General features: G+C 67.8%; 26 protein-coding genes. 13 read left to right on the forward strand and 13 right to left on the reverse strand.

Annotated features, from left to right (window positions below):
* Positions 1 to 40 precede the first annotated feature (40 nt).
* The gene (locus tag OYT95_RS09055) at positions 41 to 682 is read left to right on the forward strand and encodes a ScbR family autoregulator-binding transcription factor (protein WP_037243572.1); all 642 of its coding nucleotides are present in this window, start codon (positions 41 to 43) and stop codon (positions 680 to 682) included.
* Positions 683 to 686: 4 nt separating this feature from the next.
* On the opposite strand, the gene OYT95_RS09060 is transcribed toward OYT95_RS09055, so the two are convergent.
* Positions 687 to 980, reverse strand: coding sequence for a hypothetical protein (locus tag OYT95_RS09060; RefSeq protein ID WP_268791222.1), 294 nt, complete (start codon positions 978 to 980; stop codon positions 687 to 689).
* Between the two features lie 243 nt (positions 981 to 1,223).
* On the opposite strand from OYT95_RS09060, the gene OYT95_RS09065 reads away from it, so the two are divergent.
* On the forward strand, positions 1,224 to 2,492 hold the full coding sequence (locus OYT95_RS09065) for a benzoate/H(+) symporter BenE family transporter (protein ID WP_268791223.1): 1,269 nt from the start codon (positions 1,224 to 1,226) through the stop codon (positions 2,490 to 2,492).
* A 4-nt stretch (positions 2,493 to 2,496) separates the two neighbouring features.
* Here OYT95_RS09065 and OYT95_RS09070 read toward each other — a convergent pair whose 3' ends face one another.
* Genes OYT95_RS09070 through OYT95_RS09080 form a run of 3 tightly spaced genes read right to left on the reverse strand, consistent with a single transcriptional unit; the run spans position 2,497 to position 4,023 of the window.
* Positions 2,497 to 2,994: a J-domain-containing protein gene (locus OYT95_RS09070; protein WP_268791224.1), complete on the reverse strand. Its 498-nt coding sequence runs from the start codon at positions 2,992 to 2,994 to the stop codon at positions 2,497 to 2,499.
* Between the two features lie 16 nt (positions 2,995 to 3,010).
* Positions 3,011 to 3,655 carry an SRPBCC family protein gene (locus tag OYT95_RS09075; protein WP_268791225.1) on the reverse strand — a complete coding sequence of 215 codons (645 nt, stop codon included), beginning with the start codon at positions 3,653 to 3,655 and terminating at the stop codon, positions 3,011 to 3,013.
* Positions 3,652 to 4,023 (reverse strand): ArsR/SmtB family transcription factor, encoded by a 372-nt coding sequence (locus OYT95_RS09080; protein WP_268791226.1) that lies wholly within the window; start codon positions 4,021 to 4,023, stop codon positions 3,652 to 3,654. Before OYT95_RS09080 ends, OYT95_RS09075 begins: the two co-directional genes overlap by 4 nt.
* A 150-nt stretch (positions 4,024 to 4,173) precedes the next feature.
* On the opposite strand from OYT95_RS09080, the gene OYT95_RS09085 reads away from it, so the two are divergent.
* The 4 genes from OYT95_RS09085 (at position 4,174) to OYT95_RS09100 (ending at position 8,021) form a co-directional block, all read left to right on the forward strand.
* On the forward strand, positions 4,174 to 5,721 hold the full coding sequence (locus OYT95_RS09085) for a flavin-containing monooxygenase (RefSeq protein ID WP_268791227.1): 1,548 nt from the start codon (positions 4,174 to 4,176) through the stop codon (positions 5,719 to 5,721).
* Entirely contained in the window at positions 5,718 to 6,173 is a 456-nt protein-coding gene (locus OYT95_RS09090; protein WP_037243560.1) for an SRPBCC family protein, read from the forward strand. The genes OYT95_RS09085 and OYT95_RS09090 overlap by 4 nt, the downstream gene beginning before the upstream one ends.
* Before the next feature lie 104 nt (positions 6,174 to 6,277).
* The gene (locus tag OYT95_RS09095) at positions 6,278 to 6,718 is read left to right on the forward strand and encodes a MarR family winged helix-turn-helix transcriptional regulator (protein WP_128639527.1); all 441 of its coding nucleotides are present in this window, start codon (positions 6,278 to 6,280) and stop codon (positions 6,716 to 6,718) included.
* A 34-nt stretch (positions 6,719 to 6,752) separates the two neighbouring features.
* On the forward strand, positions 6,753 to 8,021 hold the full coding sequence (locus tag OYT95_RS09100) for an MFS transporter (RefSeq protein WP_128639528.1): 1,269 nt from the start codon (positions 6,753 to 6,755) through the stop codon (positions 8,019 to 8,021).
* A 57-nt stretch (positions 8,022 to 8,078) separates the two neighbouring features.
* Here the strand turns inward: OYT95_RS09100 and pyrE are convergent, their stop codons facing one another.
* From pyrE to OYT95_RS09130, 6 genes are all read right to left on the reverse strand, one after another.
* A complete protein-coding gene (gene pyrE, locus OYT95_RS09105) occupies positions 8,079 to 8,609 on the reverse strand; it encodes an orotate phosphoribosyltransferase (protein ID WP_005238397.1) in 531 nt (176 codons plus the stop codon).
* Between the two features lie 20 nt (positions 8,610 to 8,629).
* Positions 8,630 to 9,424, reverse strand: coding sequence for an SDR family NAD(P)-dependent oxidoreductase (locus tag OYT95_RS09110; RefSeq protein ID WP_112299559.1), 795 nt, complete (start codon positions 9,422 to 9,424; stop codon positions 8,630 to 8,632).
* 67 nt (positions 9,425 to 9,491) lie between these two features.
* On the reverse strand, positions 9,492 to 10,238 hold the full coding sequence (locus OYT95_RS09115) for a hypothetical protein (RefSeq protein ID WP_268792220.1): 747 nt from the start codon (positions 10,236 to 10,238) through the stop codon (positions 9,492 to 9,494).
* Positions 10,239 to 10,332: 94 nt separating this feature from the next.
* Positions 10,333 to 11,286, reverse strand: a complete 954-nt coding sequence (locus tag OYT95_RS09120; protein ID WP_268791228.1) for a DUF5666 domain-containing protein — start codon at positions 11,284 to 11,286, stop codon at positions 10,333 to 10,335.
* A gap of 144 nt (positions 11,287 to 11,430) precedes the next feature.
* Positions 11,431 to 13,983 (reverse strand): ATP-dependent chaperone ClpB, encoded by a 2,553-nt coding sequence (gene clpB / locus OYT95_RS09125; protein ID WP_037243547.1) that lies wholly within the window; start codon positions 13,981 to 13,983, stop codon positions 11,431 to 11,433.
* 168 nt (positions 13,984 to 14,151) lie between these two features.
* The gene (locus tag OYT95_RS09130; protein WP_268791229.1) at positions 14,152 to 15,186 is read right to left on the reverse strand and encodes an alpha/beta hydrolase; all 1,035 of its coding nucleotides are present in this window, start codon (positions 15,184 to 15,186) and stop codon (positions 14,152 to 14,154) included.
* A 259-nt stretch (positions 15,187 to 15,445) separates the two neighbouring features.
* Between OYT95_RS09130 and OYT95_RS09135 the strand changes: the two genes are divergently transcribed.
* Both OYT95_RS09135 and OYT95_RS09140 read left to right on the forward strand, forming a co-directional pair.
* Positions 15,446 to 16,597 carry a globin domain-containing protein gene (locus OYT95_RS09135; RefSeq protein ID WP_037243542.1) on the forward strand — a complete coding sequence of 384 codons (1,152 nt, stop codon included), beginning with the start codon at positions 15,446 to 15,448 and terminating at the stop codon, positions 16,595 to 16,597.
* 61 nt (positions 16,598 to 16,658) lie between these two features.
* Positions 16,659 to 17,411 carry an FAD-binding oxidoreductase gene (locus OYT95_RS09140; protein ID WP_037243541.1) on the forward strand — a complete coding sequence of 251 codons (753 nt, stop codon included), beginning with the start codon at positions 16,659 to 16,661 and terminating at the stop codon, positions 17,409 to 17,411.
* A gap of 10 nt (positions 17,412 to 17,421) precedes the next feature.
* Here OYT95_RS09140 and OYT95_RS09145 read toward each other — a convergent pair whose 3' ends face one another.
* Positions 17,422 to 18,588 (reverse strand): FAD-binding oxidoreductase, encoded by a 1,167-nt coding sequence (locus tag OYT95_RS09145; protein ID WP_268791230.1) that lies wholly within the window; start codon positions 18,586 to 18,588, stop codon positions 17,422 to 17,424.
* A 111-nt stretch (positions 18,589 to 18,699) separates the two neighbouring features.
* A complete protein-coding gene (locus tag OYT95_RS09150) occupies positions 18,700 to 20,277 on the reverse strand; it encodes an AMP-binding protein (protein WP_037243537.1) in 1,578 nt (525 codons plus the stop codon).
* Between the two features lie 172 nt (positions 20,278 to 20,449).
* On the opposite strand from OYT95_RS09150, the gene OYT95_RS09155 reads away from it, so the two are divergent.
* From OYT95_RS09155 to OYT95_RS09175, 5 genes are all read left to right on the forward strand, one after another.
* Positions 20,450 to 20,944 carry a CinA family protein gene (locus OYT95_RS09155; protein WP_037243535.1) on the forward strand — a complete coding sequence of 165 codons (495 nt, stop codon included), beginning with the start codon at positions 20,450 to 20,452 and terminating at the stop codon, positions 20,942 to 20,944.
* Between the two features lie 58 nt (positions 20,945 to 21,002).
* The gene (locus tag OYT95_RS09160; protein WP_128639531.1) at positions 21,003 to 21,410 is read left to right on the forward strand and encodes a ChaB family protein; all 408 of its coding nucleotides are present in this window, start codon (positions 21,003 to 21,005) and stop codon (positions 21,408 to 21,410) included.
* Positions 21,407 to 22,588, forward strand: coding sequence for a zinc-dependent alcohol dehydrogenase (locus OYT95_RS09165; protein WP_268791231.1), 1,182 nt, complete (start codon positions 21,407 to 21,409; stop codon positions 22,586 to 22,588). Before OYT95_RS09160 ends, OYT95_RS09165 begins: the two co-directional genes overlap by 4 nt.
* Positions 22,588 to 24,066, forward strand: coding sequence for an FAD-dependent oxidoreductase (locus tag OYT95_RS09170; RefSeq protein ID WP_268791232.1), 1,479 nt, complete (start codon positions 22,588 to 22,590; stop codon positions 24,064 to 24,066). The genes OYT95_RS09165 and OYT95_RS09170 overlap by 1 nt, the downstream gene beginning before the upstream one ends.
* Positions 24,067 to 24,136: 70 nt before the next feature.
* The gene (locus OYT95_RS09175; RefSeq protein WP_128639533.1) at positions 24,137 to 24,700 is read left to right on the forward strand and encodes a type 1 glutamine amidotransferase domain-containing protein; all 564 of its coding nucleotides are present in this window, start codon (positions 24,137 to 24,139) and stop codon (positions 24,698 to 24,700) included.
* 15 nt (positions 24,701 to 24,715) lie between these two features.
* Here OYT95_RS09175 and OYT95_RS09180 read toward each other — a convergent pair whose 3' ends face one another.
* The gene (locus OYT95_RS09180; protein WP_037243525.1) at positions 24,716 to 25,903 is read right to left on the reverse strand and encodes a sensor histidine kinase; all 1,188 of its coding nucleotides are present in this window, start codon (positions 25,901 to 25,903) and stop codon (positions 24,716 to 24,718) included.

Here is a 25,903-nt window from a genome sequence, read left to right on the forward strand (position 1 = left end):
GTGGACGCGACGGAGAATCCGCGATTGTGAGGCACAGGTGATGGCAAAGCAGGCGCGCGCGGCAGCCACCCGCCATCAGGTACTCGAGGGTGCGGCACTGAGCTTCGAGAAGCTCGGGTACGGCGGCGCGAGCCTGAGCGGGATCCTCTCCTATGCCGACGTGACGAAGGGCGCCTTGTACTTTCATTTCGAGTCCAAGGAAGCGCTCGCCTGGGCGGTGATCAAGGAACAGCACGCCATGGCGATGCTGGCGGCGCAACGCGTGCTCGCGACGGCACAGTCACCGATGGAGGCGATCCTGTTGTGCGCCAAGGAGATGGCGCGCCAGCTGCTGACCGAGCCGATCGTGCGAGCGGGTGTGCGACTCACGCTGGAACTCGGTACGTCCCGCGGCCCGGCCACCGATCCCTACATCGACTGGACCGACACCCTCGTCGCGCTCGCGGGCAAGGCCCGGGAGGCGGGTGAACTGCGCGCGACCGTCGACCCCGTCGCACTCGCCCGGTTCCTGGTCAGTTCGTTCACGGGCATGCAATTGGTGTCCGAGGCACTGACCGGACGTTCCGACCTGTACGAGCGGCTGGCCGACATGTGGGCGCTACTCCTGCCCTCGATCGCGTCGCCGGACATGTTGCCCCGGCTGCTCGAACTCGCGGCACTGCGCGACGACGTCGCCTCCTAGAGGCTCACACCCCGGCGGGGGTGGGCTCGGGAGCGTCCGGTGCCGGATGCGGCAGATCGAGCGGGTGCGACTGCGTCGGCGTCGTCTGGACGACGGCGATCCGCGCGCCGTCCGGGATGGCATCGACCGAGCAGATCGTTCCGAAGATGCCGAGCCCGCCGAACAACGCGAGCAGGCCGTAGGCCAGAAACGTCGATGTGCGTTCGACGGCGCATCGTGGTTCGGCTTCCGGCGCCACCGTGGGGCGCCGTGCGTACGCGGCGCGTCGCTCTCGGGGAATTCGGGTCAGTTCAGCCATGTGGCCCTTCCTCGCATGGTCGTCGGTGCGGGTGGTGTCGGGTCGACGCTTTCGAGTCTGCCGCGATGCCGCCCGAGTGTCGTTCCCCCCAGGGATGGAAAGCACCCACCCAGGGTTCGACGGCCCGACGTGGGACCCCCGGACGCGAGTGGTTATGATCCACACCACACCCATCATGTACGCATTGCGATATGTACGCCCGCTCTGCGTACACAACGAGCATTGCCCGAGCAGGAAGGCCACATGACGACCACCGAGGAACCGACTCGCAGCGAAGACGTGCAGACTCGTCCCCCTCGCTTCGAACGACCGCCGTGGCCGCCTGCGGGCCCGCGCCGCCTGATCGGCGACCTCGGCGGCACCTACGCCGCCAACGGGCTGATCGGGCTGATCTTCTCCGCGACGGGTCCCGTGGCCGTGATCCTGGCCGCCGGCTCCGCGGGCGGACTGTCGCCCCAGCAGATGGCGTCGTGGATCTTCGGCGTCTTCTTCCTCAACGGCATCCTGACCGCCCTCGCCAGCTGGCTGTACCGCCAGCCGCTCGCGTTCTTCTGGACGATTCCCGGCACGATCATCGTCGGCGGCTCGCTCACCCACCTGTCGTGGCCGGAAGTGCTCGGCGCGTTCCTGGTGACCGGGCTCGTGATCCTCGCCCTCGGACTGACCGGGCGCGTGCGTCAGGTGATGGCGATGCTCCCGATGCCGATCGTCATGGCCATGGTGGCCGGCGTCTTCCTGAAGTTCGGCACCGACCTGGTTCACGCCGTGGGAACCGATGCGGCCGTGGCCGTTCCGATGGTCGTCGTCTTCGTCGTCCTGGCATCGCGCGCCGCGTTCGGCCGGTGGATGCCCCCGATCCTCGGCGCACTGCTCGTCGGGGCGGCCGCGGTCGCGGTCACCGGCCGCTTCCACCCCACCGGCTCGGGTACGCCGTGGATCGCGGCACCGATGTTCCAGGCTCCGCAGTTCACCTGGCAGGCGATCACCGAGCTGGTCGTGCCGCTGGCGATCACGGTCATCGTCGTGCAGAACGGTCAGGGCGCGGCGGTGCTGACGTCTGCCGGCCACAAGCCGCCGATGAACATCGGCACCGTCCTGTGCGGGGCCTGGTCCCTCGCCACCTCCGCCGTCGGAGCCGTCTCGACGTGCCTGACGGGTCCGACCAACGCCCTGCTGGTGGCGTCGGGGCAGCGCACCAGGCAGTACACGGCGGCCGTCGTCTGCGGAGTGCTCGCCATGGTCGTCGGCCTGTTCGCGCCGCTGTTCGTTCAGCTGATGCTGGCCACCCCGGTGGCGTTCGTCGCGACGCTCGGCGGGCTCGCGATGCTCCGGGCGCTGCAGGGTTCGTTCGTCGCCGCGTTCAGCTCCCGGCACACGCTGGGCGCGCTCGTGACCTTCCTCGTGACCGTGTCGAACGTGCAGTTCCTCAACATCGGGGCCGCGTTCTGGGGGCTGATCGCCGGACTGCTCGTGTCCCGGGTGATGGAATCGGGCGATTTCCGGAAGGAGTGATCCGTCACCGTTTCCGCCGCCACCACCGCCTGCCCGCCCGCCGCGGATCCGACTCGGGATCGACGGGCGCCGTCACCGGCGGCTTCCGCGCCGGCTGATTCTGCTGCCGCCACGTCGCGACGACCTCGTCCGCGTCGACCGGACTCACCGGAATCCGGGGACCCGAGGGCGCCCGCAACCAGGCGACGATCTGCAGGTTGAGCTGGGCCACCACATCCCGCACCGCCCGCTCGGACGGCAGCCCGCGGATTGTGTCGGGCAGCCGCTCGATCTCCTTCCGCAACTGCAGCGGCGTGGGGAGCAGCGAGTCGCTGGGCAGATTCTCGCGCCGGAGGTAGTTCTTCACCCACCACAGTTCATCGTCGACATCGCCCGCCGGAATCGGCTTGCCCGCACCGGGGAGATCGTCGAAGTCGCCGCGCTCCTGCGCAAGCCGGATCTGTTTGTCGATCCAGCTCTCGAAGCTCACCCCGGGAGGTTTGCGCTCGGTCACGAACGCCATTCTTCCAGGACCCGGATCAGCCCGCCTCGGTGCCGGCTCCCGTGTAGAACGCGGTCGTGCGATCACCTGCCGCGGTCGCCGCACCCTCCGGCGTACCGAACGCGATGCTCGCGTCCCGCCACTTCTCGCTGCTCGCCGTGATGAACTCCTTACCCTCGCCGGTCATCGACCAGGCCTCACTCTCCTTCGGGTCCATCGACTCCCCCGACCGCAGATGCAAGTACAGCCCCATGACCCCGAGTTCCCAGCCGACACCTGCCGCTCCGGGCCCGTACTCGTCCCAGAACTTGTCGTCGACGTGCGCCGTGTGCTGGAGTTCGAAACGGGTACCCCCGGCCGGGTCGCCGGTGAAGGACACATCGATCCAGCTGACGTCGCCGCCGTACTCCCAGGTCGCGGTGAATCCGTTCGGCGGGTCGCAAGTGAGGATCTCGCCGCCGGCGTTGCCTTCGAGCTGGTAGCGACCGTGCAGGCGCAGGTCACCCGTCACCGGGAGGAACCACCGCGGGATTCGCTCGGCGGTGGTGCAGGCCTCCCACACTTCCTCGACGGTGGCGTCGTAGGTCTGACCGATCGTCACGGTGCGGGCCTCGCCCGCCTCGAGTGTCCGGCTGCCCACCGACCGGCGTACCGCGGTGATCTGTTCCTTCACGTCGATCATCGATCGCTCCCTCGTGTCGTGTCGCTTCCGTCCTCGCCGGACAGTCGTTTCTCGCGGCGCCCGCGCGCGATCTCGGTGGCCAGCGCGTCGAGCCGCGGCGCCCAGAGACGCCGGAACTGGCCGAGCCACGCGTCGATGTCACGGAGCGGTTCCGCCTTCACCGCGTACAGCCTCCGCGGACCGTCACTCCGGACGGTGGCGAATCCGTTCTCCCGCAACACCTTCAAATGCTGAGATACGGCAGGCTGGGAGATGCCGAACTCGGCGCGGATGACGTCGCTGACGGCGCCGGACGTCTTCTCGTCGGCCGCGATCAGTTCGAGGATCCGACGACGGACCGGATCGCCGAGAACGTCGAAGGCGTGCATGCGGCCAAAATTTCAGTGACGGCTTATATAAGTCAAGACGCAAACGACACGCGGTTGCTTGCCAACGCGCCTCCTTCCTTTTACTGTGACACGGCGTCTCAGTTAACTAGACTGACGTCGACGGTTCCACATCCGCCCAGGGAAGTAGCCATGACAGCGACAACCACTCAGCCCTCCGCCGCACCCGACGGCAGCGGAGACGAGCGGCACCTCCGCGTCGTCGTGGTCGGCGCCGGACTGTCCGGGATCGCCGCCGCGGTCAAGCTCGAACGTGCGGGCATCACGGACTTCGTCGTCCTGGAGAAGTCCGATCGTGTCGGGGGCGTGTGGCGCGAGAACACCTACCCCGGGTGCGGTGTCGACATCCCCGCTCCCGTGTACTCGTTCTCCTTCCACCCCAATCCGCGGTGGCGCAGCAATTTCGCACTGCAACCGGAACTGCTGTCCTACATCGAGGACACCGTCGACACGTTCGGTCTGCAGTCCAGGATCGCGATGCAGACCGAACTCCACGAAGCCGCATGGTCCGACGAGCGCCGCCGCTGGGTCCTCGACACCAGCCGCGGCACGATCGTGGCCCAGCACGTGATCTTCGCGGCGGGGCCCATCACCGAACCGAGCACTCCTGCCGTCCCCGGAATCGACCGCTTCGACGGCGACATCTTCCACTCCGCCCGCTGGAACCACGACGTCGACCTCACCGGAAAGAGGGTCGCGGTCGTGGGTACCGGCGCGTCCGCGGTCCAGTTCATCCCCGAGATTCAGCCGGACGTCGAGGAGTTGTACATCTTCCAGCGCACCCCGGCCTGGGTGGTGCCGCGCCTGGACTTTCCGTTCCCCCGGCTCGCCCAGCGGGTCTTCACACGTGTGCCCTCGGTGCAGCGCGCGTTCCGGCGGCTCCTCGACGTCGTCCTGCGGACACTCACCCTGGCGATGCGCCGCGAACGTACCGCCCGGCTCCTCAACCCCCTCGGTACCCGCTGGCTCGCCAGGCAGGTGCCGGACCCGGCACTTCGCGCGGCCCTGACACCGAACTTCACGCTGGGGTGCAAACGCCTCCTGCTGTCCAACACGTATCTCCCGGCACTGACGAAGAGCAACGTCGAGCTGATTCCGCACGCCCTCGCCGAGGTCGACGGTCGCGTGGTCGTCGGAGCCGACGGCACCCGCCGCGAGGTCGACGTCATCATCTTCGGCACCGGCTTCGACGTGAGTCATCCGCCGATCGCGAGCCGGATCCGCGGACGCGACGGAACACTGCTGTCCGCGAAGTGGTCGAAGAGCCCCGAGGCCTACCTGGCCACCACGACCCCCGGCGCACCGAACGCCTACATCATGCTCGGCCCGAACATCCTGGTGTACAACTCGTTTCTCGGACTGGCCGAGACCCAGCTCGACTACGTGATCGACGGACTCACCAAGGCGGAGCGGCAGGGTATCGAAGTGCTCGAGGTGCGCGCTCAGCCGTTCCGCCGGTTCAACGACGCGGTGCAGAAGGGTCTGGAGCCGACCGTCTTCAACAATGGCGGTTGCAGTAGCTACTACCTCGACGCCGACGGCAGGAACTTCGCCGCCTGGCCCTGGTCCACCGGGTCCCTGCGCCGTCGCCTCGCCCGGTTCGACCTCGAGAACTACGCCATCCGGCCGTACCGGACAGAACAGTCCCCCGCCCTCCACCCCTCAGGAAAGTCACGATGATCGAGATCCATCACACTGCCCTCGCCGGCGCACCGGTCGCGGCCGCGTTCGACTACGTGGACGACTATCGCCACGTCCCGTCCTGGATGTTCGGGATCACGAAGTTCGATCCGATCGGCGACCAGGATCGGGGACTCGGCGCGGTCTACGACGCCGCGATGAAGGTCGGCCCCAAGACTCTCGGCTCCGTGGTGAAGGTCACCGGATGGGAACGCAATTCGGTGATCGAGCTCGAATCGATCGACGGCCTGTACACCCGGTCTCGGTGGCAGTTCGAGGCGGTCGGCGAAACCGAGACCCGCCTGACGGTCGACTTCCACTACGACCTGCCCGGCGGACTCGCAGGTAAGGCGCTCGGCAAGATCATCGAGCCCTTCGTCGCGCAGGCGATCCGCCACACCGACGCCACCCTGCGGCGCCAGGTCGAACAGGGCGCGAAGCACTCGTCCTGACCTTCGCGGCCCGCACCCCGCCGTCGCGATGCCGGGGGCGGATGCGGGCCGCGCGGCACTTCATCGGGTTTACATAGTTAGTTAGCCTATGTAATGTGTTGGCCATGGACGACGACACGCGGCTGCAGAGCCTGCTCGTCGACTTGGTCACGAATTCTCACCGATTCACCAGGCTCGCGAGCTCCTTCGGATCCGAGGCTCACCCCCGGCCGTGGACACGTGCCCTCGCCCTGCTCGACGACCACGGCGAGCTACGCATCAGCGAGTTCGCCCGCATCGACCGTTGCTCACAACCGTCCGCGACCGCACTGCTCCAGAAACTGGCCGATCGCGGATACGTGGCCCGCCGCCCCGATCCCGAGGACGCCCGGGCAGTCCGGGTATCCATCACGGATCTGGGACGCGAATGGCTGACCGTGTCCCGCAACGAGATCGCGGGTGCACTCGCCCCGCACTTCGCCGACCTCGAGCCCGAGCAACTCGAACGACTGACGCAGGGCCTGTCGGAACTGCGCTCGATCGTCAAGTCGTCGGCCCGCTCCTGACAACCCATCCACACCCCGACGTACATCGAAGGAGGTGGCCGTGAGCACCACGACCGCAACCGTCACGAACAGCACATCCAGCGAGGCGCCACCGAGTCTCCTCCACCAGCCGAAGTCGGTGTGGGCCGTCGCCTTCGCCAGCGTCATCGCGTTTATGGGCATCGGGCTCGTCGACCCCATCCTCAAACCGATCGGCGAGCAACTGGACGCGACACCGTCCCAGGTGTCGCTGCTGTTCACCAGCTACATGCTGGTCACCGGTGTCGCGATGCTCATCACCGGCGTGGTGTCGAGCCGGATCGGCGCCAAGAAGACGCTCCTCACCGGGCTTGCCGTCATCGTCGTGTTCGCGGCGCTGGCAGGCAGCTCCGGCACCATCGGCCAGATCGTCGGCTTCCGCGCCGGCTGGGGACTGGGCAACGCCCTGTTCATCGCCACCGCGCTCGCCGCCATCGTCGGCGCGGCCAGCGGCGGCGTCGCGCGGGCCATCATCCTCTACGAGGCCGCGCTGGGCATCGGCATCGCCGTCGGCCCGCTGGTCGGTGGTGTCCTCGGCAACATCAGCTGGCGCGCACCGTTCTTCGGCGTCGCAGCCCTGATGGCCGTCGCGTTCATCCTCATCGTGGTGATGCTGCCGTCCGCACCCAAGCCGGAGCACCGCACGTCGATCGCCGCGCCGTTCCTCGCCCTGCGCCACCGCGGCCTGCTCACCGTCGCGATCACCGCACTGCTCTACAACTACGGCTTCTTCACACTGCTCGCGTACACGCCGTTCCCCCTCGACATGGGCACGTACTCGATCGGATTCATCTTCTTCGGATGGGGTCTCGCGCTGGCCGTCGCGTCGGTGTTCCTCGCCCCGCGCCTGCAGCGGCGCTTCGGCACCCTGCCGATGATGATGGTCGCCCTCGCGCTGTTCGCGCTCGATCTCGCCATGATGGCCGCGTTCACCGACAACAAGGCCGTGCTCGTCGTCGGGGTCGTGCTCGCCGGGCTCTTCCTCGGCGTCAACAACACGCTCATCACCGAGACCGTGATGATCTCCGCCCCCGTCGAGCGGTCGACGGCGTCGGCGGCGTACAGCTTCGTCCGCTTCGTCGGTGGCGCCGCCGCACCGTGGGTCGCGGGCAAGCTCGGTGAGAGCAACATCCACATGCCGTTCTGGGTCGGCGCTGTGTGCACCGCCGCCGCGATCATCGTGCTCGCGACCGGCCGCAAGGTCCTCGCCCACGTCGACGAGCACGATCCCGAACCGCACAGCGTCGAGGAGGCATTGGCCGTCACGGCCGCCGACGCCGACTGATACCCCCACGTGAGTGGCGAAGTGTGCTCCGGCACGCTTCGCCACTCACGTGTGTGGTCAGAGGTTCAGGTCGGGGAGACCGAGGAGCGAACGGTACTCGAGACCCTCGGCCGCGATCACCTCGTCGGCACCGGTCGCGCGGTCGACGACGGTCGCGACACCGACGACGATCGCCCCGACGTCACGCAACGCCTTCACCGCCGTGAGCGGAGAGTTGCCCGTGGTGGTGGTGTCCTCGACGACGAGGACACGCTTGCCGACGACGTCCGGTCCCTCGATCTGCCGCTGCATGCCGTGCGCCTTCGCAGCCTTGCGCACGACGAACGAATCGATCGGCCTGCCCGGAGCGTGCATCACGGCCATCGCCACCGGGTCGGCGCCCATCGTCAGCCCGCCGACGGCGTCGAAATCCCAGTCCGCCACCAGTTCACGCAGCAGCTTCCCGATCAGCGGGCCCGCCTCGTGATGCAGCGTGGCGCGGCGAAGGTCCACGTAGTAGTCGGCTTCCTTGCCCGAAGACAACGTCACCTTGCCGTGCACAACAGCCAGCTCACGCACCAACGCGGCCAGATCCTCGCGATCACTCATGCCCGAAACCCTACCCACCTCTACGTGCGGGCACGCCCCCGGCCGAATACGTTGGTCAGCCGCCGGACCAGACTCTTCGGGACGAGCCGACCGGCGGTCGTCAGCACCTTGTACTGGAGGCCGGGAATGCTCACGACCTTGCCGTCCTCGAGATCGGCCAGCGACGCCGCGACCACCTGGTCGACGCTCAGCCACATCGGCTTCGGAATCGAACTCATCTCGATGCCCGCGCGCTCGTGGAACTCGGTGCGGATGAATCCCGGGCACAGCGCCTGGATCCGCACACCCGTGCCGCCCAGCCCGTTCGCCAATCCCTCGGAGAACGAGATCACGTACGCCTTGCTCGCCGAATAGGTCGATCCCCGCCCGGACAGCAGTCCGGCGACACTCGCCACGTTGATGACGGTGCCGTTCGCCGACGCGATCATGGTGGGCAGCGCCGCGCGGGTCAGCTGCATGACGGCGGTGACGTTCACGTCCAACTGCGATTGCAGCAGCTCCGGCGTCGCGGTCCAGAATTCCCCCGAGGTGCCGAATCCGGCATTGTTGACCAGCACCTCGACACCCTTCCCGAGGCGCTGCGCCACTTCCTCGCGCCCGGACACCGTCGCCAGATCGGCCTGCAGGATCTCGGACTCGGTGTCGAACAACGCCTTCATTTCGTCGGCGAGGGCGTGCAAGCGGGTCTCGTCACGCGCGACGAGCACGAGGTCGTAACCGAGAGACGCGAACTTCCTCGCGAAACCGGCACCGAGCCCCGACGTCGGTCCGGTGACGAGGGCAACGGGTCGGGCGGAACTGGAGGGCGTCGACATACCGGTGACGGTAGCAAGGCGCTGCGCGCCTGTGCGCGATTAGCGAGTCCCAGGACTCGTCACGCACTCACGGGCGCGGAGCGCCTGGTGCCGGCGGGCGGGGAGCGCCTGGGGTCTGCTGCCGGGGAGACGCCGGACGCGCCTCGGCGGGAGCGCCTTCCCGCAGTCGCGGCCGGCTCGGGTCGTGGTGGCCGCGGTCGAGTCCCCGCGGCTCGGTGACCGGGGGCAGGACGTGCAGGATGCCGGACAGCCGGGCGACGGCCTCGATGGCCGAATCCCACTCGCGTCCGCTGCTGCCGATGGGCAGCGAACCGAGGGTCCATTCGCCCTCGCTCCACAGCATGTTCACGTGCGGCGGCACCGACTCGGTGAACGCGACCATGCGCTGATCGCAAACCCTGCGGGCGATTTCGAGGTCGGTGGCGAACACGACTCGCGGTCCGATGGCACCGAGGAGTTCGAGATCCGAGTCCTTCGGCGGCGGGGTCGACTTGAGACGCAGGTCGATGTCGACGTCCGAGCCCACCCGGCGGCGCACGGCGACGATGGTCGCGGTCTCCTCGAGGTCGAACAGAATGAACGACTCGCCCCGGCGTTCGCCTTTCACCACATCGATGGCGCTGAGGTACTCCTGCTTGGCCAGCGCGGCGCGATGGAACTGGCCGGGCAGTTTCTCTTCGACGTTGTCGTACGTGTAGCCCTGGGCCTTGGCCCAGATCTGCCGCACACGACCTGTCTGATCACGACGCGAGCGATCGAAATAGAGCAGTGCGCACGCGCCTGCGAGTGCGATCAACGCCAGTACGAACCACATTCCCGTCATCGGTGATCAGCCTAGCGAGTCGACGCCGTTACGAGGCGAAGCGGTACCCGGACACCCCGTGTCGGTTTTGCCCGGACCCATCGTCTCAGTTACCGCCGAGCTTCGGCAGCTCGGTACTGATGATCGTCTCGGCCATCATCGTGCCGTTCTCGACCTTCGTCCCCTGCACCATGACGGTGAATCCGGGCTTCAGATCGGCGACCGTGGTGCCGTCGAGTGCGATCACGTTGGTCTGCGCGTTGGTCTGGACCGTCAACTGGGAACCGCCGAGTGCGTCGAGGGTGAGTGTGGAGCCGTCGTTGGCGCTGATCGTTCCGAACGCGGCGCCGGCAGCGCCGATGGCCTCGCCGATTCCGCCGGGGAGTTGATCGAGCGGCGACTCCGACGTCGTCGACGGCGGCGGGGCCGTCGTCTTCGGCGGCGCGGTGGTCGCGGGCGGACGGGACGTGGTCGGGCCCGCCGCGGTAGTGCTCGACGAGTTGTTCGGCGCGGTCGTGACGAGGGCAACACCGAAGCCGATGACGGCGATCAGCAGCAGCGCGGCCGCCGCGGCGGCGATCCAGGTGCCGATCCGTCGGGGCTTCTTTTCCTCGGTGGTCTCCGCGACCGGCGCCTGGTACCGGGAGCCCGGGTACTGGTCCGGCGGGTCCTGGGCGTTCGGGTACTGCCCCGTCGGATACCCACCCTGGTACTGCTGGGCGTGGTACGCCGGATACGCCTGCGTGGCGTTCGGCGGCGGAGCCTGCGGGTCGTACCGCGGATCGTAGGTCGGGTAGGCCTGCGTCGGATTGGGCTGGTTCTGCCCGTACGCCGCGGTCGGGTCGGACGTGTAGAACTGCTCGGTCGGACCGCCTGCGGGGCCCAGGTACTCGGTGCGCTGCTCGGTCGAGGCGAGATGCTCGGTCGGCTGGTCCTGCCGCGACCACGCCTGCGTGGGATCCTCGCCACCAGCCCTCGAGGCGGAGTCCTCCGTCGTCCACGACTCGGTTCCGTCGTACGCGCGTTCCTGCGGGGTGCGCGGGTCGTCGGGGTTCGTCATGATCGGCCCCTCCCTCGGGTTCGTCTGGCCGGTGTCCTGCGGTTACGGACGGTCCAGGGTAACGGCGAAACTTAAGACGTCGCTGTGAAAACACAGGTGAGTGGCACGGCGTGCGGGAGCACACCGTGCCACTCACATGGGGGATCAGCCGAGGACGAGCGCGTCCCCGGTCTCGGACACCTTCACGGGGACGGTGTCGCCGTCCTTGACGTCACCGGCGAGCAGCAGCTTCGCGAGCTGGTCGCCGATGGCTTGCTGGATCAGCCGGCGCAACGGCCGGGCCCCGTACATGGGGTCGTAGCCGCGGACGGCCAGCCAGAAGCGGGCCGAGTCGGACACGTCCAGAGTCAGCCGCCGCGCCGCGAGCCGGCGGGACAGCTGGTCGAGCTGGATGTCGACGATGGACTCGAGCTGCTCTTCCGTGAGCGGGTCGAAGATCACGACGTCGTCGAGCCGGTTGATGAATTCCGGCTTGAACGCGTGCCGCACCGCATCCATCACCTGCTCCCGCGATCCACCCGCACCGAGGTTGGACGTGAGGATCAGGATGGTGTTGCGGAAGTCGACCGTGCGTCCCTGACCGTCCGTCAACCGGCCTTCGTCGAGGACGGCGAGCAGGATGTCGAACACGTCGGGGTGCGCCTTCTCCACCTCGTCGAACAACACCACCGTGTACGGACGCCGCCGCACGGCCTCGGTGAGCTGGCCGCCGGCCTCGTACCCGACGTATCCGGGCGGGGCGCCGACGAGCCGGGCCACCGAGTGCTTCTCGCTGTACTCGGACATGTCGATGCGGACCATGGCGCGTTCGTCGTCGAACAGGAAGTCCGCGAGGGACTTCGCGAGCTCCGTCTTACCGACGCCGGTGGGTCCGAGGAACAGGAACGACCCGGTGGGCCGGTTGGGGTCGGCGACTCCGGCGCGGGCGCGGCGAACCGCATCCGACACGGCGACGACGGCCTCTTCCTGGCCGACGACCCGCTTGCCGAGCTCGGACTCCATCCGCAGCAGTTTGGCCGTCTCGCCCTCCATCATGCGGCCGGCGGGGATGCCGGTCCATGCCGCGACCACGTCTGCGACGTCGTCGGGACCCACTTCCTCCTTGAGCATGACGTCGCCGTCGGCGGCGGCACCGGATTCGTGGGCCGCCTGCTCGAGTTCCTTCTCGAGCTGCGGGATGCGGCCGTAGCGCAGCTCCGCGGCCCGGCCGAGGTCGCCGTCGCGTTCGGCGCGTTCCTCCTCGCCGCGCAGCATCTCGAGCTGCTCCTTGACCCCGCGCACGGAGTCGATGGCCTGCTTCTCGTTCTGCCAGCGGGTGGTGAGCTGATTGAGCTTCTCCCGTTCGTCGGCCAGTTCCTGACGCAGCTTCTCGAGCCGGTCCTTCGACGCCGCGTCGGATTCCTTCTGCAGCGCCATCTCCTCGATCTCGAGTCGGCGGACGATGCGTTCGACGGAGTCGATCTCCTCGGGTCGCGAGTCGATCTCCATCCGCAGCCGGGACGCGGCCTCGTCCACGAGGTCGATCGCCTTGTCGGGCAGGAACCGGGACGTGATGTAGCGGTCGCTGAGCGTGGCGGCGGCGACGAGCGCGGAGTCGGTGATGCGCACGCCGTGGTGCACCTCGTACCGCTCCTTGAGCCCGCGCAGGATGCCGACGGTGTCCTCGACGGACGGTTCGCCCACCAGCACCTGCTGGAAGCGACGCTCGAGGGCCGCGTCCTTTTCGATGTACTTGCGGTACTCGTCGAGGGTGGTCGCGCCGACGAGCCGCAGCTCACCGCGGGCGAGCATCGGCTTGATCATGTTGCCTGCGTCCATGGCGGACTCGCCGGTGGCACCCGCACCGACGATGGTGTGGAGCTCGTCGATGAACGTGATGACCTGACCGGCCGAGTTCTTGATGTCGTCGAGGACGGCCTTGAGTCGCTCCTCGAACTCGCCGCGGTACTTGGCGCCCGCGACCATCGATCCGAGGTCGAGGGAGATCACGGACTTGCCACGCAGCGATTCGGGAACGTCGCCGGCGACGATGCGCTGGGCCAGCCCCTCGACGATGGCGGTCTTGCCGACGCCGGGCTCACCGATCAGCACCGGGTTGTTCTTGGTCCGGCGGCTGAGTACCTGCACGACGCGGCGGATCTCGGTGTCGCGGCCGATCACCGGGTCGAGCTTGCCGTTCCGGGCCGCCGCGGTGAGGTCGGTGGAGTACTTCTCGAGGGCCTGGTACGTACCTTCCGGATCCGGGCTGGTGACGCGCGCGCTGCCGCGCACGGTGGTGAACGCGTCGCGCAGCGCCTCGGGGGTGGCGCCGTGCCGCTTCAGCAGCCCGGCCACATCCGACTCACCCGAGGCGAGCCCGACCATCAGGTGTTCCGTCGACACGTACTCGTCGTCGAGTTCGGTGGCGAGGTGCTGTGCTGCGGTGAGTGCGGCGAGGGCCTCGCGGCCGAGCTGCGGTGTGGTCGTGGCGCCCGTCGTCTTGGGCAGCCGGTCGACGAGATTCTGCGCTTCACGATGGACCGCGGTGGGGTCGACGCCGACCGCCTTGAGCAGCGGGGCGGCGATGCCGTCGGTCTGGTCGAGCAGGGCCACGAGCAGATGCGCCGGCCTGATGTCGGGGTTACCGGCCGACGACGCCGACTGGAGCGCAGCGGTCATCGCGGCCTGGGTTTTGGTGGTCGGATTGAACGAGTCCACTGGTCACCTCTTCTGGCGTTGTAGAGCGGTTCGCCGCCCGGGGCCGAATGGCACGTGGCGACGCTGTCATCTTCTTAACGCGCGAAGGGTTGAGTCTGTTCCGCTCAACTTTGAAAATTTTCCGCTACACCCATCATCTCGCTCCGCGACCCTTCGCGGGGCGAGAAGTCACGCCCCGATCGCGGCCGCCATCATCGGCCAGGACGCGGACAGGTCGTCGCGCCAGTACCCCCACGAATGCGTGCCGACCGGCCGGAGATCGACCGTGGCGGGAATGTCCAGGGCACGGAGTTTGTCCGCCAGCCGCATCGTGCAGTCGTTGGTGACGGCCTCGATCACACCACCCACCACGACCTGCGTCGCGAGAGCACGGCGGTTGCCGCCGACGGTCCGGGCGTCGAGGGTGTCGTACGGTCCCGGCAGCCCGCTGCCGTTGGAGATGTAGAGGGTGGTCCCGCGGAGCCTCTCGGCGTTGACGTACGGATCGTTCGCGGCCCACAGTGGATCCTCGGCCGCACCCCACATGTTCTCGGGGTTGCCGCCGAAGTCCGACACCGTGATCTCGACGAACCGGCGCGCCACCGGGTCGCTCGTCATCGCGCACCCGCTGTACGCCCCGACGCTCTGATACAGCCCCGGCTTGGAGATCGCGAGGTTGAGGACACTGGTCGCCGACATGGACAGCCCGGCGATGGCGTTCTTCCCCGTCGTCTCGAGCGCCGAGTCGACGATGGGTGGCAGTTCCTTCGTGAGGAACGTCTGCCACTTGTTCCGCCCGAGTTTGGGATCGTCCTGCTTCCAGTCCGCGTAGTAACTGGACTGGCCACCGAACGGGATGACCACGTTGACGTCCTTGTCGGAGAAGAACTTCTCGACGTCCGCCTTCTGCTCCCAGCCGAACTGCTCGGAGTTCCCCTCGACGCCGCCGAGCATGTAGACGGTGGGACGCTTCTCCGACGCGGCCCGGATGACCCGGACGGTGACGTTCTTGTCCATTGCGGTCGAGTGGACGGTGAAGTTCATCTGCGATTCGCCTACCGGGGTGACCTCGATCAACCGTGAACCATCGGGCGCCTCGTCCGCCGAGATCGACTCGATCGTCGTCCGTGGTTCCGCCGAGACGACGTTTCCGCCGCTGATCATCGTCAGCGTCACGGCCGCCACGACAGCGGCAGCCCGGCGAACCCGAACCGAACTGGCCATCCCCGGACGAAACCGACCCCGATCCCGCGCACAGCCAACTCTCATGGCCCCCCCTCGGTAACGCCGCCTGTTTATTGGATGCATCGTGCCTTGCCGGTGGTCACAGCTCAATAGCGGCCCACCGAAATACCGGGCGCGCACGCCCAACCGGCCGTTGCCGTAACCCCGGGTCCGCGCGCGGGACGGCTAGAATGCGGGTGTTCGAATCAGCAGCACGGAGGCAGGGGACGGCTTGACACGAGATTGCCTCGATCCGCTCGTGATTTCGCGTCTGCGCGCCAGCTTTTCGTCGATCGTGTCCACCGAACACGGGCACAACCGGCTCACCACCACGTTCTACGCCACCCTGTTCGCCGAGCACCCCGAATTTCGCGCGCTCTTCCCGGCTGCGCTGGACCAGCAGGGTCACCGCCTGTTCCAGGCACTGCAGTTCGTCATCGACAACCTCGAAGACGAGGGCCGGGTCCTCGGTTTCCTGAGCCAGCTCGGCCGCGACCACCGCAAGTACGGCGTCGAGGGCAGGCACTACTTCGCGTCGGGCAATGCGCTGCTGGTCGCCGTACGGAGCTCGTTCACCCAGGCCATTTGGACGCCCTCGCTGACCGCGGCCTGGACGGAACTGCTCGACCTCCTCCTCCACACGATGGCCGACGCCGCGGACAACGACGACCTGCCCGCCGCGTGGGGTGCCACCGTGGTCGATCACGAACGCCGCCTCGACGACCTCGCGATCGTCCGTCTCGAGACCGACTCCCCCATCCCCTACGGTGCGGGCCAGTACCTCAGTGTCCAGATCCCGCAGCGGCCCCGGATGTGGCGGTATCTGTCGGCGGCCATCCCCGCCAACCCGTACGGACAGCTCGAGTTCCACGTCCGCCGCGTGTCGGGTGGGTGGGTCAGCCCCGCCATCGTGAACGAGACGCAGGTGGGTGACCGCTGGCTGCTCAGCTCCCCACTCGGTGGCCTCGAGGTCGACCGCGACAGCGGGCAGGACGTCCTGATGATCGGTTCGGGGACGGGCATCGCGCCGCTGCGCGCCCAGGTGATGGAAATGGCGATGCGGTCGAACAATCCCCGGGTCCACATGTTCGTGGGCGGCAAGTACCCGTGCGATCTGTACGACATCGAGACCCTGTGGCACCTGTCGCTGAGCAATCCGTGGCTGACCGTGGTTCCCGTGTCCGAGGAGGACGAGGACCCGTGGTGGCACACGATTCCCGCCCCGGAGGCGCCGCCGGGGTTGCATCAGCGACTCCAGGGGCAGCTGGGCCGCGTCGTCGCCCGGTTCGGGTCGTGGGCGGACCGGCAGATCCAGATCTCCGGTTCGCCGGCGATGATCAAGACCACCGTGTACGCGTTGCAGGGCGGCGGTACACCGCCCGAACTGATCCGGCACGACCCGCTGATCTAGTCGCGCAAGCCCGTCCCCGCCCATCCGCTATCCGGTTCGACCGTCGGGAGAGCATCACGCCATGCAAGCCACGCAGACCACCTGGACCAGCACCGTCGTCGAACATCACCGCCTGCGGCACGACCTCGCCGTGGTCCGCCTCGTCGGTGACTACGTCCCGTTCGCGCCGGGGCAGTACGTGGACGTGAGCGTGCCCCAGAACCCGCGACTGCTGCGCAGGCTTTCCCCCGCCCTGCCGCCGTCGCTGGACGGCAAGCTCGAATTCCACGTCCGGACGGTCCCGGGCGGCTGGGTCAGCGGCGACATCGTCACGGGGACCTCGCCCGGCGATCAGTGGCAGATCCTCGAACCCCGCGGCACCATGTCGGTCGACGAGGACGGGCCGGACGTCATCATGATCGCCGGCGGCACCGGTCTGGCCCCGTTCCGATCGATCCTCCTGGACCTGTCGCGCCGGCCGAATCCGCCGCGGGTGTTCCTGTTCACGGGCGATCGGACACCGCGCGATCTCTACGCGTCCGACATGCTCTACCTGCTGCTGCAGGATCTGCCGTGGCTCACCGTCATCCCGGTGGTGGAGAACGTCGTGAACCCGGACTGGACCGACGAATGGTACGAACGCACCAGAGTGGACGTCGGGTTCACCGAGGACGACCTCATCGAGGGCTCGCTGCCCGACGTCGTGACGTCCTACGGCGCGTTCACCGAGCACCAGGTGCTGGTGTGCGGTTCGGCGGCGATGGTCCGCGCCACCCTCGACCGTCTCCGGGACACCGGGACACCCACGGAGAACATTCAGTTCGACCCGTACTGAGCCGTTCGGATCAGTAGGACGGGTCGTGCCGGATGTTCTCCGGCGGAGTGCCCGCCGCGTGCAGCCGGAACTTGGTGGTGTTGATCATCGCCTCGGAGCCGACGAGCTGGATGTCGCGCTCGGCCCATGTCCCGAAGTCGGCGACGACCTGCCCGACCTTGCCGGTCAGCCGGCGGTGCATGCCGGGCAACGCGGCGCTGCTCGGGCCGGTGTACCACCACGGGTCCTCGTCCTCCTCGGTGACCGGGACGACGGTCAGCCACGGGTTCTGCTCCGCGAGCGCCCACAGGGTGCCCAGGTCGTAGAGGTCGCAGGGGTACCGGCCGGCGAAGAAGAGGTGGACGCGGCGGTCCTGGCCGCGTTGCGACATCTGGAGGATCTGCGCGCGCAGCGGGGCAATGCCCGTTCCCGATCCGATCATGAGGATGTCGCGACCGTTGTCGTAGCGGACTCCGAGATCGCCGAGCGGGGATCCGATGACCCACCGCTCGCCGACGAGTGTCTGGCTGACGATGGCGGGGCTGACCCAGCCGCCCGACACCCGTCGGACGTGGAATTCGATGATGCCCTGGTCGTTGGCGGGGTTCGCCGGCGACAGGTACCGCCACATCCGGGGACGCGACGGCACCTGCACGCTCACGTACTGGCCGGCGGTGTAGGTCATCGGCTCGTCGAGTTGCAGGCGGACGATCGAGACGTCCTTCCGGACCTGGAGGTGCTCGATCACGGTTGCGCCCCACGCCGGCGGGCCGCTCTCGGCGTTGGCCGCGTCCATCATGGTGGCGGCGACGACCGCGAGGACGTCGCGCCACGCCTGCTCGAGTTCGTCGGTCCACGGCTCGGTCGAGGGGAACTGCTCGACGGCGGCGATCAGGGAGTTGCTGACGGCGACGTAGTGCGCGTCCTCGATTCCGTACTTGCGGTGGTCCCGGCCGAGTTGCGCGAGGTAGGCGAGGATCTGCCCGGACTCCTCCTCGAGTCGCTCGATCACGTACTGGACGGCGGAGATCAACCGGTCGCGCTGCTCGTCCATGGCCGCGGGAAAGAAGTCCCGGGCGTCGGGGTACCGCGCGAACAGCAGGGCATAGAAGGACCGCGACAGAGTCTGGGGCCCGTCCGGCACTGCCGCGATAGCCTTGAAACTCGACCGGACCAGCGATATTGCCTGTGAATCCACCGCGCATCCTCGTCACCGACTGAACGCGGCGCCGCCGCGAAGTACTTGGGCAGACTATAGGCGCGGGCGCCACGCCGCAGACCAGGTCCCTTGTTTTCCGCCCTGGTCGTGCTATCCGACCGCTCGGTCTGCACTCTCCCAGTAACGGGAACGCAACGCCTTCTTGTCCAGCTTGCCGAGCGGGGTGAGCGGCAACGTGTCGACGAAGTCGATCGATTTGGGGGCGTGCACCGATCCCTTCGCGGCCCGCACCCGTTCGACGAGTTCGGCGGCGTCGACCGTCTGGCCGGCCCGCAACACCACACACGCCTTGACGGCCTCGCCCCACTTCTCGTCCGGGACGCCGACCACCGCGACCGAGCCGACGGCCGGGTGCGCCGAGATGACATCCTCGATCTCCCGCGGGAACACGTTGAATCCGCCGGTGACGATCATGTCCTTCTTGCGGTCGACGATCGTCATGAATCCGTCTTTGTCCTTGCGCGCGACGTCGCCCGTGTGCAGCCAGCCACCGCGGAACGCCTCGGCGGTCTCGTCGGGCTTCTTCCAGTACCCCTTCATGACCAGCGGGCCGCGGACGCAGATCTCCCCCAGCTCACCCTGCGGGACCTCGTTCAGGTCGTCGTCGAGCAGCGCGACGTTCAGCCAGGGCACGGGACGCCCGCACGTCGCGAGCCGGCTGGGATCGTCCGCGAGGTGCTCTTCTTTCCGCAGCACCGCGATGGTCATTCCGCATTCGGTCTGGCCGTAGAACTGGAAGAAGATCTGACCGAACTTCTCGATCCCCTCCTGCAACCGGGCCGGCGACATCGCCGAGGCGCCGTAGAACAATGTCTGCAGGCTGGACACGTCCCGCTTCGGCAGGTCGGGGTGATCCATCAGGAGGTAGATCATGGTGGGGACGAGCATCGTGGCCGAGATCTTGTGCTTCTCGATCGCTTCGAGGACGGCGCCGGGCTCGAATGCGGGCAGCACGATCAGCGCGCCACCCCGCAGCAGGGTCGGGATGAAGAAGGCGGCGCCGGCGTGCGACAGCGGCGTGCAGATGAGAAAACGCGGTTCGTCGGGCCACTGCCATTCGGCCATCTGGATCTGATTGAGCGTCGCGCCGGACTGGTAGGAGCCGACGACGCCCTTCGGCTTGCCGGTCGTGCCGCCGGTGTAGACCATGCTGCTGTTGTCGTCGGCGGCCACGTCCGCCGCCCGCAGGCGTTGCGGGGTGAACGTCTCGGCGAGGGCGAGAATGTCGGTACCGACTTCCGACGGTCCCAACGACAACACGTTCTCGATCGACGGCGACTGCGCCACCAGTTCGGCGGCGCGCTCCTCGAAGGCGGTGGGATCGAAGATCAACGTCTGGATCTCGGCGTCGCCGACGATGTACAGATGGTCGTCGAGCGAGCCCATCGGGTTCAGCGCGCTGGCGCGGCATCCGGAGATCATCGTGGCGCCCATGCTGATGAGCACTTCGGGCCTGTTCTTGGACAGCATGGCGGTGCTCGTGCCCTTGCCGATCCCGAGCGAAGCCAGTGCCTGCGCAAAGCAACTGATCTGATCGCGCATTTCACCGCCGGTGAGGACGACGTCGCCGAGGTAGAGCGCCGGCTTGTCGGAGTTTCGTTCCAGTGCAGTGATGAGGAGGTCTGCAGCGAAGGCGGGTCGATGCAGATCTGCGAACTCGTCGGTCATCTGTAATCCTTCTACTCCCGCGACGCCGAGGCGCGTGGTCCGGCGGCCTGGATTTCCTGTGTCCTGGGTCACCGACACCCTAACCGGAAACCGGAAAAACTGAAACCTGTTCCATTCTTCTCGAGGGCGCCGACGCGACTCCGGGCCGGACACGTCCGATACCGTGAGGTCCATGAGTCCGCAGGACCGAATCGCAGAACGGATCTCGACCGCGGCGCGGAGCGCGCACGTGTTCCTCGCGACGGCGGAATCCCTCACCGGTGGGCAGATCTCATGCATTCTCGGCGCCGCGCCCGCCTCCTCCGACTGGTACCGGGGCAGCGTCGTCGCCTATTCCAGCGAGGTGAAACACCAGGTGCTGAAGGTGCCGGAAGGTCCCGTCGTCAGCGAGGCCAGTGCCCGCGCGATGGCCGGAGCGGTCGCGGAACTGCTCGGAGCCGACATCGCCGTCGCGGTGACCGGCGCGGGCGGCCCCGACCCTCAGGACGGGCAACCACCGGGGACCGTCTGGTTCGGACTCTTCACCCACGGCCGCATCGACACCGAGATGCGCCGATTCGACGGTGAACCGCAGGACGTCGTGACCGCCACCACCGACCATGCCCTGGAACTGCTCGAACGGGCGTTGGTCTCCGTGCCCGGTCGAGTTCCTCCCCCGCTCGCATAGATCTCCGAGAGTCGGGTAATCGTCCGAGCGGGCACCTCTACACCCGAGGAGGATTTCCGTGCCGAAGACCACGGACAGCGGCAAGCCGAAGAAGAGCGAGCTCCCCGAGACGCTGAAGAAGTCGTCCGAGAAGGCGCAGCGCACGTTCGCCAAGGTGTACGACTCCGCGATGGATCAGTACGGGGACGAGGAACGAGCGCATCGCGTCGCGTACGACGCTCTCAAACACGGCTACGAGAAGGTCGGCGACCACTGGGAGGCCAAGGACGAGAAGGGCCCCTCGGACGAGCGTGCAAAGAGCGGCGGCCCGAACGCCTCCGGTGAGACTGCGGAGGGCGTCGACGCCAACGCGAGCAAGGACCACCTCATGCACATCGCACAGAGGCTCGACGTACCCGGCCGGTCGACGATGACCAAGGACGAACTCGTCGATGCGATCGAGAAGGCGAACCGGAGAGCCCGATGAGAGCCGTGACGTGGCAGGGCAAACGGAAGGTCAGCGTCGACACCGTCCCCGACCCGGTGATCGAACAGAAGACCGACGCGATCGTCGAGATCACCACCACCAACATCTGCGGCTCCGACCTGCACCTGTACGAGGTGCTCGGCGCGTTCATGAGCGAGGGCGACATCCTCGGTCACGAACCGATGGGCATCGTCCGCGAGGTGGGGTCCGAGGTGACCGACGTGAAGGTCGGCGACCGGGTGGTCATCCCGTTCCAGATATCCTGCGGCAGTTGCCACATGTGCGATCGGCAACTGTTCACCCAGTGCGAGATCACGCAGATCCGGGACGAGGGTATGGGTGCGGCGCTGTTCGGGTATTCGAAACTGTACGGGAGCGTTCCCGGCGGCCAGGCCGAGTATCTTCGGGTGCCGCACGTGAAGAACACGCACATCACGGTTCCGGAGGGGCCACCGGATTCGCGCTTCGTGTACCTGTCCGACGTGCTGCCGACGGCGTGGCAGGCCGTCGAGTACGCGGCGGTACCCGACGGCGGTTCCGTCGTCGTTCTCGGGCTCGGGCCGATCGGCGACATGGCGGCACGCATCGCCGCGCACAAGGGTTTTCGTGTCATCGGCTTGGATCTCGTGCCCGAGCGTCTCGCCCGTGCGCAGGCGCGACAGATCGAGACCGTCGACCTGAACGACGCCAAGGGCGAACTCGGCGACGTGATCCGGGAGATGACCGACGGCCGCGGCCCCGATTCCGTCATCGACGCCGTCGGCATGGAAGCACACGGCTCCCCCGGCGCGAAACTCCTGCAGCAGGTCACGTCGTTCCTGCCCGACGCCATCGCGGGCCCGCTGATGTCGACGGCGGGAATCGACCGGCTCCACGCGCTGCATTCGGCCATCGACATCGTGCGGCGCGGCGGCACCCTCTCGCTGATCGGGGTGTATGGCGGTATGGCCGATCCCATACCGATGCTCACCCTGTTCGACAAGCAGATTCAGCTGCGGATGGGGCAGGCCAACGTCAAGCGGTGGGTCCCGGACATCCTGCCGTTGCTCACCGACGCCGACCCTCTCGGCGTCGACACGTTCGCCACTCACGAACTGCCACTGGACCACGCACCGCACGCGTACGAAATCTTCCAGAAGAAGGAAGACGGCGCTGTGAAGATTCTTCTGAAGCCGTAATGCCTTCTCTCTGGCTCGATCACGTCGCCGGGCACCGCGGCGCAGTAACGGGGCGGTCGTGGGACGAACGCGGACGGTACGACACCGTGGTGGTGGGCGCGGGAGTGACCGGCCTGATCACCGGGTTGCTGCTCGCCCGTGCGGGACAGCACGTCGCCGTCGTGGAAGCGCGGACGATCGGGGCCGTGACGACCGGGAACACGACGGGCAAGGTCAGTGTGCTGCAAGGTACCCGGCTCGCCGAGATCGGCCGCCGCCACGCGCCGCACATCCTGCGCTCGTACGTCGAGGGAAACGTGGAAGGCCAGCAGTGGCTGCTCCGGTACTGCCACGACCGCGAGATTCCCGTCGGCGCGGCACCGGATTTCACGTTCGCACAGACCGAGTCCGGCGTCGACGCGGTGCGCGCTCAGTACAAGGCCGCCCGATCCGCGGGCCTGCCCGTGCGACTCGTGCCCGAACTCGAGATTCCGGTGCCCCACGTCGACGCCGTCATGCTCGACAACCAGGCATTCCTGGACCCGATGCCCGTTCTCCACGCAGTGGCCCGCGACCTGGTCTCGCACGGCGGCGAAGTGTTCGAGCACCGTCGCGTGACGTCGGTCCGGACGCTGGTGCGATTTCACGTCCTGTCGACGCACGACGGCGACATCGAAGCCCGCCGTGTGGTTCTCGCGACAGGAACGCCGATCCTCGACCGCGGAGGATTCTTCGCCCGGCTGAAGGCGGAGCGATCGTACGCGGTGGCGTTCCGGGTGCCCGGCGGTGCGCCCGGGGGCATGTACCTGACCGCAGATCAGCCCGCCCGGTCGTTGCGCCCGGCCGACGACGGTCGCGTCCTGGTCGTCGGCGGCAACGGTCACGATGTCGGCCGAAGCACGTCGCCGCAGGCCGCGGTCGACGATCTGCTGACCTGGACCGGCCGTCACTTTCCGGGAGCGACGCCGACCCACCGCTGGTCGGCGCAGGACTACTCCTCGCTGAACGCGCTCCCCTACGTCGGCCCGCTGGTTCCGGGCAGCAACGGCATTCTCGTCGCGACCGGGTACGGCAAGTGGGGACTGTCGAACGGCGTCGCCGCCGGTCTCGTGCTCGCCGGTCGCATTCTGGGTGGCCACATGCGGTGGGCGGAGGCATTCCAGAGCTATTCGCCGACGCAGCTTTTCGACCTTCCGGCGGCAGTGAAGGCGAACGGTGAGGTGGCGGTGGAGATGGTCGCAGGCTGGGGCGACGCGCTCGTGGGGCGACAACGAGGGAAGGGCCGGGCTCGCATCGTGCGGGAGGGACTGCTGCCGGTCGGCGAGTACACCTCGGACGGTCACACCGAGCGCGTCTGCGCCGTCTGCCCGCACCTCGGTGGTGTGCTCCGCTGGAACGATGCGGAGGATTCGTGGGACTGCCCGCTGCACGGGTCCCGATTCACTGCCGGCGGAACACTTCTCGAGGGCCCCGCAACCACCGATCTTCGACGACTCTGATTCCCACCACGATTGGCCTGGCGCCCTCCGGGTACCCGTTTCTTGTAGTCACGAGAGGAAGGAATTGCCCATGACATCGGCGGAGACACTGCGCGGCCGGAAGGTCGCGATCCTGGCCACCGACGGCGTCGAGGAAGTCGAACTCGTCGAACCCCGGAAGGCGGTGGAGGACGCCGGCGCGGAGGTCCGGCTGATCTCGTTGTCCCCCGGCAAGATCCAGGCCATGAACTCGGACGTGAACGCGGCAGGCACCTATGCCGTCGACGCCGTCGTCGGCGACGTGTCCGTTGCCGACTTCGACGCACTGATCCTGCCCGGCGGCACCACGAACCCCGACCACCTCCGGATGGACGCGTCGGCCGTCGGCTTCGTCCGCGACTTCGTCGATTCCGGCAAACCGGTGGGCGTGATCTGCCACGGACCGTGGACGTTGGTCGAGGCCGACGTCGTCCGCGGCCGCACTCTCACGTCGTATCCCAGCGTGCGCACCGATATCCGCAACGCCGGCGGGACCGTGGTCGACGAGGAAGTGGTGGTCGACAACGGGTTGGTGTCGAGCCGCAACCCCGACGACCTGCCCGCGTTCTGCGCGAAGATCGTCGAGGAATTCGCCGAGGGCCGCCACCCGCAGTGACGTCGGCGGTCCTGGTCAGCCGGAATCCGGGACCGTCACCACCACACGGGTGCCCGATCCGGGTGAGGACGTGACGTCGAAGGTGCCGCCGAGGCTCTCGACCCGCACGATGTGCGATGCCAGTCCGATGTGCCCCTGCGCCACCCGTTCCGGGACGACGGCCGGATCGAATCCCGCACCGTCGTCGGCGACCGTCAACGTGATCCGCCCGCAGGCGCGGGTGAGTGCGAGTTCGATCTTCGTGGCGCAGGCATGTCTGGTCACGTTGGTGAGCAGTTCCCGCGCCACCCGGTAGAGCAGTTCCTGGCAGTCGGGACGACCGACGTCGTCGAGGCGCACCGACATCTCGATCTCACCCCGGCGGGCCGTCCGGTCCGCGAGTTCCCGCAGCGCAGCGGTGAGCCCCAGCTGCGCGAGGACCTGCGGATGCAGTGTGGTGACGGTGGACCGCAGCTGCGCCGCGGTCTCGCGGAGCGCGGACTCGGCGGCGACGAGCATCGCGTCCGGGTGCCGCTCCAGGGCCTCCTCCACGTCCAGCCGGGCGGCCAGCACATTCTGCAGGGGCCCGTCGTGGAGGTCCTCGGCCAGTTGCCGTCGCTCGCGTTCCTCGGCACCCATCGATTCTGCGATCAGCTGCCTGCGCACATCCATCAGCGAGATCACCGTCGCAGAGCGCCGGACCAGCACGTACGACAACGCCGTCGTCGCAGCCGCGAGCCACAACAGGAACCCGAAATACAGGTACACCTCGTCGGGGAAGCCGACTGCGTCGTCGCGCTTGGAGTAGATGATCCACACCACCTGGTACCCGACGGCAGTGCAGACTCCGACGATCGCCGTCAGACGCGGCCGGTACTGGAACGCCACCGAGATCGGCAACAGGAAGAACACCGGAAGCAGCACCGACGTCGCGCCGCCGGAGACGACACACAACGCCACCACCGCGGTGACGTCCGCGGCGGTCGACACCCAGCCCGCCCACGGCCCGACGTCCCGGACCAGGACGAAGATCAGCCAGCCGAGCGCGGCGGCGGCGTACCCGATCAGCACCCCGGCGAAGATGTCGGGTTTCCAGTGCGTCACGTGGATCACCGGCCCGAGCAGCGCCATCAGTCCGATGAGCGGTAACCGGAGAATGGCGGTCACCCGGACCGCCTCGGTGCTGTACCGACGGACTACGCGGCTCTGGGACGGATGGGGCAC

The organism is Rhodococcus sp. JS3073 (genome assembly GCF_026810085.1).
GTDB lineage: Bacteria > Actinomycetota > Actinomycetes > Mycobacteriales > Mycobacteriaceae > Rhodococcus_F > Rhodococcus_F wratislaviensis.

Bases quoted from the DNA above. Each gene is read 5' to 3' on its own strand.
- OYT95_RS09090 (WP_037243560.1), top strand. From the start codon at position 5,718: ATGATCGAGATCCATCACACTGCCCTCGCCGGCGCACCGGTCGCGGCC.
- OYT95_RS09150 (WP_037243537.1), bottom strand. From the start codon at position 20,277: ATGACCGACGAGTTCGCAGATCTGCATCGACCCGCCTTCGCTGCAGAC.
- OYT95_RS09155 (WP_037243535.1), top strand. From the start codon at position 20,450: ATGAGTCCGCAGGACCGAATCGCAGAACGGATCTCGACCGCGGCGCGG.
- OYT95_RS09065 (WP_268791223.1), top strand. From the start codon at position 1,224: ATGACGACCACCGAGGAACCGACTCGCAGCGAAGACGTGCAGACTCGT.
- OYT95_RS09060 (WP_268791222.1), bottom strand. From the start codon at position 980: ATGGCTGAACTGACCCGAATTCCCCGAGAGCGACGCGCCGCGTACGCA.
- OYT95_RS09110 (WP_112299559.1), bottom strand. From the start codon at position 9,424: ATGTCGACGCCCTCCAGTTCCGCCCGACCCGTTGCCCTCGTCACCGGA.
- OYT95_RS09115 (WP_268792220.1), bottom strand. From the start codon at position 10,238: ATGTGGTTCGTACTGGCGTTGATCGCACTCGCAGGCGCGTGCGCACTG.
- pyrE (WP_005238397.1), bottom strand. From the start codon at position 8,609: ATGAGTGATCGCGAGGATCTGGCCGCGTTGGTGCGTGAGCTGGCTGTT.
- OYT95_RS09165 (WP_268791231.1), top strand. From the start codon at position 21,407: ATGAGAGCCGTGACGTGGCAGGGCAAACGGAAGGTCAGCGTCGACACC.
- OYT95_RS09070 (WP_268791224.1), bottom strand. From the start codon at position 2,994: ATGGCGTTCGTGACCGAGCGCAAACCTCCCGGGGTGAGCTTCGAGAGC.
- OYT95_RS09095 (WP_128639527.1), top strand. From the start codon at position 6,278: ATGGACGACGACACGCGGCTGCAGAGCCTGCTCGTCGACTTGGTCACG.
- OYT95_RS09130 (WP_268791229.1), bottom strand. From the start codon at position 15,186: ATGGCCAGTTCGGTTCGGGTTCGCCGGGCTGCCGCTGTCGTGGCGGCC.
- OYT95_RS09075 (WP_268791225.1), bottom strand. From the start codon at position 3,655: ATGATCGACGTGAAGGAACAGATCACCGCGGTACGCCGGTCGGTGGGC.
- OYT95_RS09055 (WP_037243572.1), top strand. From the start codon at position 41: ATGGCAAAGCAGGCGCGCGCGGCAGCCACCCGCCATCAGGTACTCGAG.
- OYT95_RS09170 (WP_268791232.1), top strand. From the start codon at position 22,588: ATGCCTTCTCTCTGGCTCGATCACGTCGCCGGGCACCGCGGCGCAGTA.
- OYT95_RS09085 (WP_268791227.1), top strand. From the start codon at position 4,174: ATGACAGCGACAACCACTCAGCCCTCCGCCGCACCCGACGGCAGCGGA.
- OYT95_RS09080 (WP_268791226.1), bottom strand. From the start codon at position 4,023: ATGCACGCCTTCGACGTTCTCGGCGATCCGGTCCGTCGTCGGATCCTC.
- OYT95_RS09175 (WP_128639533.1), top strand. From the start codon at position 24,137: ATGACATCGGCGGAGACACTGCGCGGCCGGAAGGTCGCGATCCTGGCC.
- OYT95_RS09140 (WP_037243541.1), top strand. From the start codon at position 16,659: ATGCAAGCCACGCAGACCACCTGGACCAGCACCGTCGTCGAACATCAC.
- OYT95_RS09120 (WP_268791228.1), bottom strand. From the start codon at position 11,286: ATGACGAACCCCGACGACCCGCGCACCCCGCAGGAACGCGCGTACGAC.